A 16,569-nucleotide genomic window follows, 5' to 3' on the forward strand; every position below is an offset into this window, starting at 1 on the left:
AAATGAAAATTGTATTATCAAAAGACTTTGAAGTTAAGGTTCATTTCGTACTTGAAGACGAAAAACTAACAATGCTAAGCGATGCAAAGAGAGATTATGCAAAAAACACTCTTGAATTTAAAGGTGAGAAAAAATCTGTCTATGCTGATTTGGGGCCTGGCTCCGATAATATCGTAGTTGTAGGTCTGGGCAAGTATGAAGATCTCAATCACGATGTTTTCAGATTGGCCGCAAATATTGCAGCAAAAACACTTGAGACTAATAAAGTCAAAGAAGCAAGTGTGATAATCAATAAATACGATGGTTATTGTACGAGAAAAATGACTAAATCATATATCGAAGGTTTCCTTCAAAACGATTATATCTTCGATGAATATCTAAGCAAAAAAACAGTAAAGAATGTCGAAACTATAAGCATAATCCCAATAGAAGGCAAGGACGAATCAGCAGAGCTTGCACTGGAGGAGACTCTTGGAATAATGGAAGGTGTAAACCTTACTCGTAAGTTAGTCAATACTCCCTCTATGGACATGTATCCGGAAGTGCTTGCAAAAATTGCTGTAGATGAACTTTCCGGTCTTGGCGTTGAAGTTGAAGTTTTTGATAAAGATAAAATAAAAGAACTGGGAATGGAAGCATTCCTTGCGGTTGCAGAAGGTTCAGAGAAAGAGCCTAAATTTATAGTAATGAAATACCTTCCAAAAGGTGAAGACAAGCCTGCTATTACTCTTGTCGGAAAAGGACTTACCTATGATTCAGGCGGATATGCTATAAAGCCTGCAGATGGTATGTATACTATGAAAGCAGATATGGCGGGATCAGCTTCAGTTGTAGGAGCAATCTATGCTTTGGCTAAGAATAAAACCGAGAACAATGTAATTGGAATTATTGCTGCATGCGAGAACATGATTTCCGGTGGTGCATATAAAAACGGAGACATCATCGGTTCTATGAAAGGCACTACCATAGATGTTGTAAACACCGATGCTGAAGGTAGACTTACTCTTGCGGATGCAATCTATTATGCAGCCACAAAGGTAAACAGTTCTTGTATAATTGATATAGCTACGCTTACCGGTGCTTGCGTAGTAGGTTTAGGTGAATACACTGTCGGTGCTGTTACTAATAATAAGGATTTATACAAAGAAGTAAAAAAAGCATCCAAGAGATCCGGTGAACACTTATGGTTGTTCCCATCCTTCGATGAGATGAGAGATTTGTTAAAAGCTGATTTCGCAGATCTTAAAAACTCTACAGGCAGATGGGGCGGTGCTATTACTGCGGGACTGTTCTTGGAACATTTTGCAGAAGAAAAACCTTGGGTTCATCTTGATATTGCAGGTCCAGCGTATTCCGATAAGGGCTGGGGCTATCTTCCTAAAGGCGCAACCGGAATTCCGGTTAAAACTCTTTACGATTTTGTTGCTAGAAAAGATATGCCGATTGACGAAAAATACCACAAGAATTAATAAGACAAAAATCCGATTTCAAACCAGGTTGAAATCGGATTTCTTTTAGTATTGGATAAGAAATAGTGGCGTTTCCACTTCAGAATAAAGTTTTAAAAATCCATTTGCATTTTCGATTAATAGGGCATCATTTTTATTTAGAACACCCGATTCGTTTTCAGTTTCAAATCTAATATCGCTATCAAAGCTCTGTATTAGATAGTTTTTTGAAGTAAGGGTTAAAACTTTTACATCCCTTAGTACAAAAGATTCCATCTGTGCATTCAAACCCTCTTTAAAAATCAAATTATAATCTCTGACTTTACTGTATCCTGTAACAGCCTCACTTCCATTAAATCCATAAACTTCGTATGGACTTAGTTTAACTTCACTACCTTCAACATCCAAGACGAGTTCACCATCAACAGGTGCTATATATCTCTTGAATCCCGTATAATCAGAAAATACTGATTCATCCAAGTCACAAGTAGCTGTCGATATCCTAAGGTCAAAGTTTCTCTTCCCCACTTCTGCACCTTTAGGTACTATGATTATCTCGGAGGTGGTTCCTCCTGACCATGTACTGGTTTTAAAGTCCGACCATTTTACTATACTGATTTTCATTTTATCACTCCTCGATAACTACTATACCCTTTTTATCGATATTGAAAGCATTTATTTGCCAACTTGGGAATGCAGATTTCAGATACTCGCTTAGTCCATCAAAAACGGCTGTATTATCTGCAGTTGTGATACACATCATAGTTGGGCCCGCTCCACTTAGATAACATCCTATTGCTCCTAGTTTGATAGCGGCTTTTTTAACTTCGTCGTATCCCGGTATGAGTGATTTTCTATATGGTTCATGAAATCTGTCCTTAAGTCCTACTCTTATCTTTTGCTCATCAAGCACTTCAAGCGCAGGTACAAGTAAACAGGCTCGGCTTACATTATAAATTCCGTCTGCTCTGGATATAACCCCTGGCAGTATCTCTCTTGCTTTTTCAGTGGCTAATTCAAAATCCGGTATAATCGTCAAAAACTTCAAGTCATCGTGAAGCTTGTGAATGGTGTAATAGACCTTGCTTTCATCCATTACCGATACTACTAAATTACCGAAGATCGCCGGTGCTACATTGTCCGGATGCCCTTCTATATCGGTGGCAATGTCTAGTAAAAAGTCTTTGTTAATCTCGCCTCTTATTCTATAAAGTGCTGCAGCAACCCCTGCAACAACACAGGTTGAAGAAGAACCAAGCCCTCTGGCCATCGGAACCTCTGCATTAATCTCAACTTTGATTGGTTCGGGTTCAAGCCCCAGTCTCTCATAGGCACGTTTGAATGCTTGATATACTAAATTATCTTCATCGAATGAATCGGCATGGCTAAAAACAAATTCATTCTTCATTTCAATCGCTAAACCAAAAACATCAAATCCGGGGCCAATATTTGCACTTGTAGCTGGGACACTAATCCTTAACATATTTTTTCTCCTGTATAATTTCTAGTATAGATTGTCTCATTTCATCCGGTTTATATACATCTTTATGTTTGATTTCGAGATACGGCAATTCTTTTAAAGAGTCCGGAATCTCTACCTTCATTTTTTCTGATAGTAATCTTAGTGAGTCAAATTCCAAATCAGGAACATCTTCTCCAATTGAGCTTAGTACCTTAGCCGGAAACTTAAACGGACTTGCAGTTGATGCCACTAGCATATGAGTCTTATCCCCGGTCGTTTCAATATATCTTCTAGCTGCAAAATAAGCTACTGCTGTATGAGGGTCGATTGTGTAATCACCATCGTAAACTTCTCTTATTGAGTTTGAAACATCCTCTTCGCTTGCAAATGCTGCAAAGAATTCGCCTTCTCCAAATTCATCCCATAGATACTTTTTGTTCTGATTCAGCTTTTTCATTGCTTCGGACACTTTTTTATAATCTCCATCCGTAATATGATAGAGGAGTCGTTCTAAATTGCTTGATATTAGAATGTCCATAGAAGGTGAAGATGTTAGGAGCAGTTCTCTTTCCTTGTCATACTCACCTGTTTCAAAAAAGTCGGTCAAAACTTTATTGTCATTTGAAGCAACTATTAGTTTATTTATGGGTAGTCCCATTTGCTTTGCATAGTACGCAGCAAGTACATTACCAAAATTACCGGTAGGAACAGCTACATTTATTTTACTATCATTATTGATTATACCCTTTTCTACAAGTCTTAAATATGCATTGATATAGTATACAATCTGAGGTATCAATCTACCTATATTAATGGAGTTGGCAGATGAAAAATTAAAGCCCAGTTCCATAATCTTGTTTTTAAAATCCTCATCTGTAAAAATATCTTTAACACCTGATTGAGCGTCGTCAAAGTTGCCATCTATGGCTATAACATGAGTATTACTACCTGCGTGAGTTACCATCTGTAATCTTTGTACTTCACTAACTCCGTCTTTGGGATAATAGACCATTACATCTATGCCATCCACCTCATTGAAACCTTCTAGAGCTGCCTTTCCTGTGTCACCCGATGTAGCAACCAGTATTAGAATCCTATTTTCGTTTCCTAATTTTTCTAAAGATGCTTTTAATAAATGTGGCAGTACCGAAAGTGCCATATCTTTAAAAGCCAATGTCCTACCATGATAAAGCTCAATAAAAGTCATGTCTCCAATGGTTTTAAGTGGTGTAACTTCAGTTGGAAACTTGCCGTCATACGCAGCTCCGGCTGATTCTTTTAATTTGCCTAGTCCAAGTTCTTCAAAATACAATCCCAGTACATATGAGGCAAGTTCCCGATAGGACATATTCATTAAGTCTTTTAAATCCATGAGCTTAGGAAATTCTTCAGGTATATATAATCCTCCATCAGGTGAAATTCCACGCACTATAGCTTCTGCAGCACTGACTGATAAGTTCTTATTTCTTGTGCTGTTATATCTCATTTAGTAGTCCTCACTCTCAAGTCTAACCACACTCGCATTCTCGTCATTTGCCAATTTTTCCTGCACTTCCGCAAGATTTACTCTTTTAGTTACTATTACTTTTGGATTTTCATTTAATTCTCTGTCTTTTAAATCATCAAGGTCAACTTTTCCATCGTCGTATCTTACATAAAACTCACCGCTTATACTATTGGAGTCAACATCTCTTCTTAGTCCGATTCCATATGTTTCAGGTTTTTGGTTTTGTAATACTATATCCATACAATCTGTAAGTACTGCATTGGCAGTTGGAAGCATGCCGGCACCTGAACCGTAAAACTTGAGCTCCCCTACCATATCACCTTGCACTGTTATAGAATTATATGCTTGATTGACAGATGAGAAGTAGCTGCCACTATGAACTGCAACAGGCTGTACTACAGCTTTAACCTTGTCATCTTCCACCCAGGCATCTCCTATCAATTTAATGACTCTACCTAATCCTTTAAGTAAATTAATATCCAGTGCATTTAATTTCGATATACCTCCCATGATGATTTCATCTTCCATAATAGGCTGTTTGAATGCAATAGTTGATAATATTCTCAGTTTTCTCATAGTATCGAAGCCGTCAACATCACTTGAAGGATCGGCTTCTGCATATCCAAGTTTTTGGGCTTCTTTCAATACATCAAAATAATCCGCTCCGTCTTGAGTCATATTGGTAAGTATATAATTGCAAGTACCGTTCATTATTCCTCTAACTCTTTTTACATCATTAAGTTTTATTACATCGTATAGAGGTTTTATAATCGGGATTCCTCCTCCAACACTCGCTTCATATAAAAAGTTCAGTCCTTTTTCTTTTGCAAGTGCAGTGAATTCCTCAAAGTATTGACTAATAACAGCTTTATTAGCAGTAACAACATGTTTACCAGCATTAAGTGATTCGGTTATCATTTTATAAGCCTCATCAATACATCCGGTTAATTCGATAACTATGTCAATCTCAGGATCATTTACTATATCTAAATAATCCAAAGTATAAGCTGATTCATTTAGTTTAACTTCCCTTGTCTTAGAGATATCTTTTACCAAGGCTCTTTTAACGACAAGCTCGACACCAAGGTATTTCCCAAGAGAATCTGATTTTTCTCCAATAATCTTCGCAACACCTTGTCCCACAGTTCCAAAACCCAATAATCCTAAATTTACCTTTTTCATCCTCATCTCTCCTTCTTTAAATAATTATTTAAATGCTCCATAAATAGCTCTAACAGCTTTTTCAAAATCTCTAGTCTCTATTCCTATTATTATATTCAATTCGCTTGAACCCTGAGTTATCATCCTTACATTTACTCCGGCTTCATAAAGCGCTGTAAAAATCTTGGCTGATGTTCCCTTAGTTTTGACCATCCCTCTACCAACCACAGTTAAAAGTGCCATTCCGGGGTATACATTGACTGTATCCGGATTACAATATATCTTAATTTCTTCCACTATCTTCTTCTCTTTGTCTTTAATTTCAGAATCTGCCACAATAATAGAAATTGAGTCGATACTGGAAGGGATATGTTCTATAGAAATATCATTGGCTTCAAAAATTGAAATAAGTTTTCTTATAAAACCTTTTTCAACATTCATAAGGGTCTTCTCAACGGAAATGACCGTAAAACCTTTTTTTCCTGAAATGCCCGTTATACTACCCTGTTTAATCTGATCAAAGTCATCATGTACTATCATCGTACCTGGTGCTTCAGGTTCATTTGTGTTTTTAATTTGTATGGATATTCCTTTTTTTCTTACAGGAAATATTGCCTCTTCATGAAGTACAGGTGCGCCCATGTACGATAATTCTCTTAATTCTTTATAAGTAACTAAACCCATTGGCTTTGCATCCTCTTGAATTTTAGGGTCCGCCATTAAGAACCCGGATACATCAGTCCAGTTCTCATAAATTGATGCTTCTACTCCATTAGCTACAATTGAGCCTGTTACATCTGAGCCTCCTCTAGAAAAAGTAATAATCTGGCCATGTCTATTTGCTCCATAAAACCCGGGGATAACTGCTCTTTCAACATCTTTAAGTTTTTCAGAAATAAGCTCTTCAGACTTATCATCATCAAAAACACCATTATCGTTAAATCTAATAATTTCTGATGCATCTATAAAATCTATACCTAGATAGTCAGCTAATAATAACCCATTGATATACTCGCCTCTACTGGCAACATAATCTCTGGAAGCTCCTTTAGATATATTTTCTTTGACTTCACTTAAAATAGGGTTAATGTCAATGCTTAAGTCCAGATCGCTACATATTTCAGTATATCTGGATTCAATAAGCTCAAACACCTCCTCAAAATTAAGATCATGAGATGACAACTGATGACTCATCAGTAGTAAATCAGTAATCTTATGGTCCTGTGAATGTCTTTTTCCCGGAGCAGATACTACTACAAATGCTCTTTCAGGATCTTGTTCAATGATAGATCTTACTTTTTTGAATTGTGATGAATCTGCCAGTGAACTTCCACCAAATTTTACAACTTTTTTCATCTTTATACCTCCATATGTTAAAAGGCACTCGTCCTCCAGGACGAGTGCCCAATGCATCGTTTCCACCTAATATATCAGTAGTAGCTATAACGTGGCTATCGCAACTCCTTATATGGGAGCGAGCTTAAAGGTGGTTTTCTAAATCCAGCATCCGGGAAATTTTCCAGCCAAGAATCTCCTTCTCTGTGAACCTTATGATTTATACTCTTCCTTGTCTATGCTTTGAACTATTTTAATACTTTAACCCAGCAATGTCAAGTGTTTATGCAAAATATTTTATTTTTAACGATTTTTTATCATATTTTTTGTTTAGCCACTTAACAATATTGACCTTAATGATTCTGTGATGTATACTATAGCTAAGGAGGAAACCAATGAAATGTCTCATATTAAGTAAATTATTTACTACAATTGATGAGCTTGATAAACAGCGTAAAATCGTCAGCTCTAAAATAGGAAAACCTGATTTAACTTGTTCAGAGCTTGTTTTTATAAATGCAGTTTTCGAAAACCCCAATAGCAACGCAGTCGAATTGTCTAAAGAACTTATGGTCACCCGAGGTGCAATTACTCAGTGGGGAAATTCACTCGAAAAAAAGAATCTTGTATCAAGATTCCTAAAAGATAGTAATAAAAAGGAAAAATATTATACATTAACTCCAAAAGGTGTCGAGGTAGTTAATAGCTATCGTGATTATCATAAAATTGGAAATCATGAAATATGTAAGTATTTTTCAAATCTAAGCAATGAACAGAGGTCTACGATAATGGATTTTTTAGATTATATTGCAATGCTTGAGGTTTGTGAGTTTGATTGCATGCATTCAAGTGAATGTATGGCTGATTTAGTATAATATACTGGGAGGGAGTATAATGTTGGAATTAATTGATATCTGTTACGAGGTGGAAACTGAAAATGGTAACGGAAAAAAACATATTTTAAAGAATATCAATTTAAGTATTGAGGATAATAAATATGTAGTTATTACAGGTCCAAACGGAAGTGGTAAATCTACTTTGGCAAAGCTGATTATGGGTTTAGAGAAGCCTACTTCAGGTAGGATAATTTTTGACGGTGTCGACATAACCAAAATGGATATCCATGAGAGAGCTAAGCTTGGAATAGGCTATGCATTTCAAGCTCCGGTTAAATTTAAGGGTTTGATGGTAAAAGATCTTCTTCGTATTTCTCATGGAAGAGATATCACAAGCGATGAAGCATGTGTGTACTTATCCGATGTAGGACTCTGTGCAGCAGATTATATTGAAAGGGAATTAAATGACAGTCTTTCCGGTGGAGAGTTAAAGAGAATTGAAATCGCCACACTCATGGCGAGAGAGGTCAAACTTACTATCTTTGATGAACCTGAAGCGGGAATAGACCTGTGGAGTTTTAATAATCTTATTTCCATATTTAGGAGACTCAGAAAGAAAACAGAAGGAAGTATAATCATAATTTCACATCAAGAGAGGATATTAAATATAGCAGATCAGATTGTGCTTCTACAAGATGGTGAAATTAAACGAATAGGAACTCATGATGAAATATATCCTATGTTAATGGGACATCCTGACGACTGTGAATGCTGCATAAGGGAGGTTGTTATATAATGAAAATCGCCGATCATATACTTGAAGTTGTTGCAGATTTAAAGGGTAAACCTCAAGGTGCGCATAATATAAGATTAAATGGTAAAACGAGTAGTAGACAAAGCACAAAGAATATTGAGATTGTAAATAAAACCGATAACCCGGGTATAGATATAATTATAAAGCCGGGTACAGTAAGTGAATTCGTTCATATCCCGGTAGTCATTGATACCGGTGGAATTACGGAAATGGTATACAATGATTTTTATATAGGAGAAAATAGTGATGTCGTAATAGTAGCAGGCTGCGGAATCCATAATGACGGGAGTCATCTAACTCAGCACGACGGTATCCACACTTTCTATGTAGGTAAAAATTCCAAAGTAAAATATGTAGAGAAACACTATGGCGAAGGTGGAGGTACAGGTGAAAATGTCCTAAATCCTATAACAGTTATTCACCTCGATGAAGGCAGTTCTATGGAAATGGAAAGTGTTCAAATAAATGGTGTAGACTCCACAAGAAGAGTTACTAAGGCAGATCTCGCAGACAATGCATCTCTTGTCACAAAAGAAATCATAATGACCAGTGGAACTCAGTTGGCGACCACCGATTTTCAAATAGAACTCAATGGTAAAGGTTCCAGTACAAATATAGTTTCTCGTTCAGTGGCAAAGGGAAAATCAAGTCAGGTTTTCACCTCTATTATTAACGGGAATAACGAATGTATCGGACATTCTGAATGTGATGCCATAATCATGGATGAAGCTACCGTCAAAGCAGTTCCCGATGTAACTGCGAAACATGTTGATGCAATGCTGATTCATGAAGCAGCCATAGGCAAAATAGCCGGCGATCAGATTAATAAGCTTATGACTCTGGGCATGAGTGAAGAAGAAGCCGAAGAAGAAATCGTCTCAGGCTTTCTAAGATAAAATAAGTGAGATAAAATAAAGAGCTACAAATAGCTCCTTAAATTAAAGTAGCCCTATCGCAATGATAGGGCCTTTTTTTCATAATTTATTAATCTGTAAAAATACCTAATTTAAAGTAAAGACTAAACACGTTTCTCATAAAAAAGAAGGTAGTATCAGATTTTAGTTTAACCTGACACGACCCTCTTTATTTTTATAATGCTTCATTCACCATTTCAATAACTTTTTCTATGGCTTCGTCAGCTGTTATTTCGGAGTTTTCTCCTTCTCTTCTGGTGGAGAATTCAACTACTCTCTCTCCCGCTTTTTTACCTACTGTGATTCTTAGCGGAATCCCTATTAGGTCTCTGTCTGCAAATTTAACTCCTGCTCTATCTCTTCTGTCATCAAGCAGTACTTCAATTCCTTTTGATCTGAGCTGTTTGTATATTTCTTCAGAAAGACTGTTTTGCTCTTCGTCTTTGGAATTTATAACTGTAATTATTGCATGATATGGAGCTACTACCAATGGCCAAATAATACCTCTTTCATCGTGGTTTTGTTCAATAATGGCAGTAACAGATCTGGTTATACCTATACCGTAAGAACCCATCATGAAATGTTTTTCGACTCCGTTTTCGTCTAGGAAAGTTGCGTTCAAAGGTTTTGAGTATTTCGTACCGAATTGGAATATATTACCTACTTCAATTCCTCTTGCAAATTTTAGTTTACTGCCGCATTTAGGACATTTATCCCCTTGCTTAGCCAGTACTAAATCTTCTGCAATCTCACCTGTAAAATCTCTTCCAAAATTGACGCCTGAAATATGATGATCCGTCTTATTTGCTCCCACTACCAGGTTTTTAGACTCGGCAATTCTCTTATCCACAATGATTCTTACTTTTTCTTTAAGTCCTACCGGTCCGGTAAATCCAGGCTCAGCTCCGGTTATCCTTCTGATTGTTTCATCTGTTGCCATTTCAATCTCATGTTCAGGAACTTCTAGATAATTTGCAATTTTGGTCATATTAAGTTCTCTGTCTCCAGGAATAAATACCAGTACAGGTTCTCCACTTACTTCAAGGTCTATAGCCTTACAAGTTTTTTTACGGCTAACTCCCATAAAATCAGCTAGAGCCATAATCGTAGTGGCATCAGGTGTATGAACTACCTTCATCTCTTCCATTTCTTCATCGGCATCCACAGGTGTAAAGATAACCTCAGCCTTTTCGTCAGTCGCTGCATAATCACAAGAATCACAATAGGCAATCTCACCTTCTCCAACCTCTGATAATGCTATGAATTCATGGGATTTATCTCCACCCATAGCACCGGAATCACCTTGAACGATTTTATATTCGAGTCCTAGCTTATCGAATATAGCCTCATACGCTCTCCACTGAACCATATAGGATTCATCTGATGACTCTTGATCGGCATCAAAACTATACGCATCTTTCATTAGGAACTCTCTTGCTCTATTTATACCAAATCTAGGTCTTTTTTCATCTCTGTACTTGGTTTGAATTTGATAAATTGTAAGTGGCAATTGTTTATATGATCTTATCTCGCCTTTGACAAGTGTAGTAAAATACTCTTCGGCAGTTGGCCCTAAACAGAACTGTCTATTGTTTCTGTCGTATAATTTAAACATCTCAGGACCGTAAACATCCCATCTTCCCGAATCTTCCCAAATCTCTTTTGGCTGAATTGCAGACATAAGTATTTCTTGCGATCCACAATCATCCATTCCCCTTCTTACAATTTCTTCAATCTTTCTTACTACTCTGTAACCAAGAGGTAGGTAAGAATAGATTCCCGATGCCGATCTTCTTATCATTCCCGCTCTAAGTAATAGTTTGTGACTTTCTACTTCTGCTTCTACAGGATTCTCCTTAAGTGTCGGCATATAAAATTTTGACATTTTCATAATATCCCTCCAAAAAAATAACTCCCGTCTACAAGAGACGGGAGATAACTCACGCGGTACCACTCTAATAGAGCTGTAAAGCTCCACCTTTAACAGCTATAAGGCGCTGACCCAACTGCTCCAAGACGGGTTCATGTACTATTTGATAAAGAGCTCACACCATCTCTCTTCTCGCTTAATCACTAGTTCACATTACTATTTCTTTTCATCGCATAAATATAATATCATTTATGATTTACTTAGTCAAATTAATAGTGTTTTTTATTTAATAAACAAACAATTAAACAATCTCTTTAGCTTTATTCTCAGATAAGAAACCCCGATAGTCTTCCTTATCGAGGTTTAATAGTATATTATTCTATTACGTATTCCTTAGCCAAATTAAACATCTCAACCCATGTTTGTCCGGGATTTAACTTAAGTGGATTGCCTTCAGAATCCTTGTATTCTGTCTTTGACTGTCTGTCAGCTTTGGACCACTCAATTTCAGTTACAATGCCGTCTGAAATATAATAACCCTTTCCACTTCCGATATTGCCGACGGTTCTATGTACACCGTTAGGATAATAGCCCATCTCAACCAGTTGAATTACTATATTCTTTGCTTTGATTTCTGTTCCATCCAATTCGTCTACATGCTGCGTTCCTGCAACATATCTGTCATAGGTCTTGGTATTTTCATCATACTTAAATTCCACAGCTGTGGATGAACTGAAATTCAAGAATACTCTGGTAGCAGGCTCTCCCTTTGGAGTAGTATCTTCAAGATTAAACTCAAATACACCTTTAGCTTCTCCTGAATGGAAGCCCATATTTTCAGCAGCCTGTCTTGCTGCAGATGTTGATGAATATGCATTGTGCGGAGCGACTTTCCCTTTGCTACTGTCCCTCCATATATAAGATCCGGCAACCTTCATTCCATCGATTTCATCGATTCCAAGATCATATACATCATAGTCTGCATCATCAGATCCGCCATACCTGGTAATAATACCGTCATATTCCATAAGACTGTTTATAAAGTATGGTCTTAGAGATCTGACCGGCCCTATTGATTCAACATCATTTGCTAAAAACAATGCCAAGTATCTGGTAATATTGCTCTCAACTTCATACTCGTAAATGGTTTCAGCTTTAGATAAACCCGACTGTGGTCTAGCTTGAACATGATTGTCTATCATAAAACCTATAACTCTGTTGTTTAAAACTTCTTTATCCACAGGAAGGCCTGATATTGGCGATTTCGGAGCATTTTTAAGCTCTTCTAATCTCTTGGCTTCTTCAGCAGCTTGTCTTTCTTCTTCCTCTTTTTTCTTCTTTTCTTCAGCTTCCTTTTTCTTTCTTTCCTCTTCTGCTTTATCTACTACTTCTGCATCTTCAGTCTTTTCTTTCTCTACATCTGCCGGTTTATTACATGCAGTAAAAAGCAAAAAAGTCGAAAGCAGAATAATTAATATTCTTTTCATATAGACACCTCTCTTCTGATTAATTATAACATATTTGGAGTTGGGTATCTATAAATACACTCTGATTTTTCTAAGTCTATGTTATTCAATTAACATTAATGAGTCGTTTTTTTATGTCTCTTGTTTTTAAAACACTACATACTTATCTATGGGTACTTTATGATTCTACTACTGTATGGTACAATAATATATAATATAAATAAGAACGAGTAGGAGGTATTATATGACTTTGAATTTATGGAATGATTTGATAAAGCTTAAGGAAACTTGTGAAATAGTAGATCTCTCACATCCAGTTGCTGCTGAAACTCCGCACTGGGCAGGATTTGATGCCGTTAAAGAAAGAGTTGTATACAATTTTAAAGAACATAGATTTTTAGCCAAGGAGTATACTATCGTAGGACAGTATGCAACGCATATCGATGCTCCTGTACATTTCTACGAACCGGGTAGATACCTTCATGAGCTAGAACTATCCGATGCAATTCTCCCATTAGTGGTAATAGATAAATCAGCAGAAGCAAAGGAAAATGCGAATTATGCGATAAACAAACAAGATATCATCGAGTTTGAAAAAGTATATGGCGAAATCCCGGAAGGTTCATTCGTTGCTCTTAGAACAGATTGGTGTAAGAGAGTTGAGAATTTCGACAATATTGACGAAGATGGTGTTTCAAATTATCCGGGATGGTCTCTTGAAGCTTGCAAATACCTGATTGAGGAGAGAAAGGTAAAGGCAATAGGACACGAGACTTCCGATACCGACGCAAGCATGCTCAGTAGAGAATCCGGCTGGCTGGACGTTGAAACTTATGTACTGTCCAAGGACATCTACCAAGTAGAACTTATGGCAAATCTTGACAAAATGCCGGCAGTCGGCGGCGTTATAATTGTAGGTTATCCTAATATTGTAAACGGAACCGGCTTCACCGCCAGATGTATAGGAATTAGGCCAAAATTAAATGAGTGATAGAAATTAAAAAACCCCGTTTTAAACGGGGTTTTCAGTTATTTTTTGATAACTTTCATTACAGAATCATTTCCGGAAACGGTTAAGTCGAGTTTTAAAATATCGTAATCGTCTATGTTTGTAACCACTACCGGCGTATGTGTGGAAGGAACTTTGTCTTTTATTAAATCAAAGTCTACTTCTAGTATTGGGTCTCCGGCTTTTACTTTATCTCCTTTGGATTTTAACGGTTTGAATCCCAAACCTTTTAGTCCTACTGTATCCATCCCAACATGTACCAGTATTTCACATCCGTCATCGGTAGTAATTCCGAATGCATGATGTGACTCATGAAGTATTGATATTACTCCATCAGCAGGACTTTTGACTATAGAGTCATCAGCTTCCACTGCAAATCCGTCACCCATCATTTTTCCTGAGAAAACTGGATCGTCAACATCTTCCAGTTTTATTAGTTTTCCATCGATTGGTGAAAATATTTCAACTTCTTTAGGTTTCTTTTTAAAAATATTAAACATATACATCCCCCTTTAGTTTTAAAATACCCAAAAGCCAATTATTAAAACATTCTATTATTTATTCTTGGCATTTCTTATACTTAAACCTATTTTTTCTCTCTTTCTGTCTATACTTATTACAGATACCTTTATAACATCTGAAACTTTCAAAACATCTGACGGATGTTTAATATATGAGTTTGAAATCTCGGAAATATGAACAAGTCCATCCGTTCCTACGCCAATGTCTACAAATGCTCCAAAATCTACGACATTTCTTACCGTTCCGGATAATATCATTCCTTCTTCTAAGTCATCCATGGTCAGTACATCTGATCTTAAAACCGGTGCCGGCATCTCTTCTCTAGGATCTCTTCCGGGTTTTTTAAGCTCGTGGATTATGTCCTTAAGAGTTGGTATTCCTATTCCTAAATCTTCAGATACCGTCGCTACGTCTATTTTGTCCAGATCCATCTCCATGACTTTTGCAGCTTCAGCATAAGATTCTGGATGTACTCCGGTATTATCTAGCGGATTATCCGATTCGGGAATTCTAATGAAACCTGCACATTGTTCATAGGTCTTAGGTCCTATTCCCTTAATTGTCCTTAATTCATTTTTGGTTTTGATAAGTCCTTTTTCTCTCTTATATTCAAGAATATTTTCAGCGATTTTTGCACTTATTCCCGCAACATATTTTAGTAATGCACCTGAAGAGGTATTTATATCAACCCCGACGGTATTTACGCAGGATTCAACAACTCCTTCGAGAGCTTCATCGAGTTCTTTTTGATTTACATCATGCTGATACTGACCTACTCCTATATGTTTAGGTTCTATTTTTACAAGTTCCGCTAAAGGATCTTGAAGTCTTCTTGCAATTGAAATTGCTCCTCTGATAGTTACATCCAAATCGGGAAATTCCTGTCTCGCTAGTTCTGAAGCCGAGTAAATAGAAGCACCGGACTCATTTACAATGACATATGCCAGTTTTCTGTTCGATACTTCCCTAATAATATCAACCACAAAAATCTCGGTTTCTCTACTGGCAGTTCCATTTCCCAGCGCTATTAATCCGACATCGTATTTCTCTATAAATTCTAACATCTTCTTTTTCGATTCTGAGATTCTTTCAAATGGTTTTACCGGAAATATTTGTGCACTGTCCAAATATTCACCGAATTCTGATATCACGGCAAGCTTACATCCAGTTCTAAATCCAGGGTCCATTCCGATTATAGCTTTGCCTTTAATAGGACTTTGCATTAGATAAGGTTTTAAATTATATGAAAATACTTTTATGGATTCACTGTCGGCAAATTCTTTTAATTCTTTTCTAATCTGCGTTTGAATTTGAGGCAGTATCAATCTATTGTATGAGTCTATTATCGCCTCATCTATTATATCTTTATAGAATCCTTTAGTGTTCTTATTGTAAATTCTTCTGATTTTATTTAAGTTGGAATCATCTTCAAGTTCTATTTTGATTCTGAGTTGATCTTCTTTCTCTCCTCTATTTATAGCAAGTATTCTATGAGCTGCTGCTGATCTTATTTTTTCGGAATAGTCGTAGTAATTGCTGTAAACTCCATTTTCTTCGGAGGAGTCAGTCTTTTCACAATTGATGATTCCCGTCATCATTCCTCTATCTCTGATATATCCTCTTATATCTGCGTTCTCGCTGACATCGCCTGCAATTATATCCTTTGCATAGTTGATTGCTTCTTCAGCGGAATTAACTTCCAATTCTTCATCTATAAATGTAGAGGCGTATTCATTTAATTCTTCCATACTCGACTCATTTAAAAGAATAAATTCGGCCAAAGGTCTTAAGCCTTTTTCTTCAGCAACTGTTGCTCTAGTTCTCTTCTTCGGTTTAAATGGAAGGTATATGTCTTCAACCTCTTGTAGGGTTTGAGCAGTGTGAATTTTTATTGTTAACTCATCATCTAATTTACCTTGATAATCTATTAGTCTAATTACATCCTCTTTTCGCTTTTCAAGATTTCTATAATAATTAAGTTTAGAATCGAGTTCCCTTAAAATTTCATCTGTTAGATTGCCTGTTACTTCCTTTCTGTATCTCGCTATAAAAGGTATGGTATTTCCTTCGTCGAGTAATTCAACTGATTTTTCAACTTGTTCTTTCTTAAGTTTCAGTTCATCGGCGATTTTTTCTAAAATATTCATTATTGCCCCCTTAACATTTGTATCTTTCCACTCATCCCATAATATGTATCAAAACAGGGTAAATACCCTGTTTTGTTA

At 36.6% G+C, this 16,569-nt stretch carries 14 protein-coding genes and 1 other annotated feature; of the genes, 5 read left to right on the forward strand and 9 right to left on the reverse strand.

All coding sequences use genetic code 11. The features are described from left to right. Positions 1–2: 2 nt before the first annotated feature. Positions 3–1,469: a leucyl aminopeptidase gene (locus VZL98_08505; protein ID WVH62734.1), complete on the forward strand. Its 1,467-nt coding sequence runs from the start codon at positions 3–5 to the stop codon at positions 1,467–1,469. Between the two features lie 45 nt (positions 1,470–1,514). Here the strand turns inward: VZL98_08505 and VZL98_08510 are convergent, their stop codons facing one another. From VZL98_08510 to VZL98_08530, 5 genes are read right to left on the reverse strand one after another with little or no spacing between them, the layout of a single operon-like run. Further along, entirely contained in the window at positions 1,515–2,072 is a 558-nt protein-coding gene (locus tag VZL98_08510; protein WVH62735.1) for a HutD family protein, read from the reverse strand. Positions 2,073–2,076: 4 nt separating this feature from the next. Beyond that, positions 2,077–2,931: a homoserine kinase gene (gene thrB, locus VZL98_08515; GenBank protein ID WVH62736.1), complete on the reverse strand. Its 855-nt coding sequence runs from the start codon at positions 2,929–2,931 to the stop codon at positions 2,077–2,079. Beyond that, on the reverse strand, positions 2,918–4,396 hold the full coding sequence (thrC, locus tag VZL98_08520; GenBank protein WVH62737.1) for a threonine synthase: 1,479 nt from the start codon (positions 4,394–4,396) through the stop codon (positions 2,918–2,920). The genes thrB and thrC overlap by 14 nt, the downstream gene beginning before the upstream one ends. Next, positions 4,397–5,599, reverse strand: coding sequence for a homoserine dehydrogenase (locus tag VZL98_08525; protein ID WVH62738.1), 1,203 nt, complete (start codon positions 5,597–5,599; stop codon positions 4,397–4,399). Between the two features lie 24 nt (positions 5,600–5,623). Next, a complete protein-coding gene (locus VZL98_08530; protein WVH62739.1) occupies positions 5,624–6,934 on the reverse strand; it encodes an aspartate kinase in 1,311 nt (436 codons plus the stop codon). A gap of 374 nt (positions 6,935–7,308) precedes the next feature. On the opposite strand from VZL98_08530, the gene VZL98_08535 reads away from it, so the two are divergent. From VZL98_08535 to VZL98_08545, 3 genes are read left to right on the forward strand one after another with little or no spacing between them, the layout of a single operon-like run. Then, complete coding sequence (locus tag VZL98_08535) at positions 7,309–7,788, forward strand: MarR family transcriptional regulator (protein ID WVH62740.1); 480 nt, start codon at positions 7,309–7,311, stop codon at positions 7,786–7,788. A 19-nt stretch (positions 7,789–7,807) separates the two neighbouring features. Further along, positions 7,808–8,545, forward strand: coding sequence for an ATP-binding cassette domain-containing protein (locus VZL98_08540; GenBank protein ID WVH62741.1), 738 nt, complete (start codon positions 7,808–7,810; stop codon positions 8,543–8,545). Further along, positions 8,545–9,459, forward strand: a complete 915-nt coding sequence (locus VZL98_08545) for a SufD family Fe-S cluster assembly protein (GenBank protein ID WVH62742.1) — start codon at positions 8,545–8,547, stop codon at positions 9,457–9,459. Before VZL98_08540 ends, VZL98_08545 begins: the two co-directional genes overlap by 1 nt. 193 nt (positions 9,460–9,652) lie before the next feature. Here the strand turns inward: VZL98_08545 and VZL98_08550 are convergent, their stop codons facing one another. After that, entirely contained in the window at positions 9,653–11,368 is a 1,716-nt protein-coding gene (locus tag VZL98_08550; protein WVH62743.1) for a proline--tRNA ligase, read from the reverse strand. A 30-nt stretch (positions 11,369–11,398) separates the two neighbouring features. Further along, positions 11,399–11,586: a binding site (T-box leader), on the reverse strand. A 135-nt stretch (positions 11,587–11,721) separates the two neighbouring features. Beyond that, complete coding sequence (locus VZL98_08555) at positions 11,722–12,834, reverse strand: DUF3048 domain-containing protein (protein WVH62744.1); 1,113 nt, start codon at positions 12,832–12,834, stop codon at positions 11,722–11,724. A 223-nt stretch (positions 12,835–13,057) separates the two neighbouring features. Here VZL98_08555 and VZL98_08560 point away from each other — a divergent pair, with 223 nt between their 5' ends. Beyond that, positions 13,058–13,804, forward strand: a complete 747-nt coding sequence (locus tag VZL98_08560) for a cyclase family protein (protein WVH62745.1) — start codon at positions 13,058–13,060, stop codon at positions 13,802–13,804. 38 nt (positions 13,805–13,842) lie between these two features. Here the strand turns inward: VZL98_08560 and VZL98_08565 are convergent, their stop codons facing one another. Both VZL98_08565 and VZL98_08570 read right to left on the reverse strand, forming a co-directional pair. Beyond that, positions 13,843–14,322: a PTS glucose transporter subunit IIA gene (locus VZL98_08565; protein WVH62746.1), complete on the reverse strand. Its 480-nt coding sequence runs from the start codon at positions 14,320–14,322 to the stop codon at positions 13,843–13,845. 54 nt (positions 14,323–14,376) lie between these two features. Then, entirely contained in the window at positions 14,377–16,491 is a 2,115-nt protein-coding gene (locus VZL98_08570) for a Tex family protein (GenBank protein ID WVH62747.1), read from the reverse strand. Positions 16,492–16,569: the final 78 nt, after the last annotated feature.

Source organism: Peptoniphilaceae bacterium AMB_02, from assembly GCA_036321625.1.
Taxonomy (GTDB): domain Bacteria; phylum Bacillota; class Clostridia; order Tissierellales; family Peptoniphilaceae; genus Microaceticoccus; species Microaceticoccus formicicus.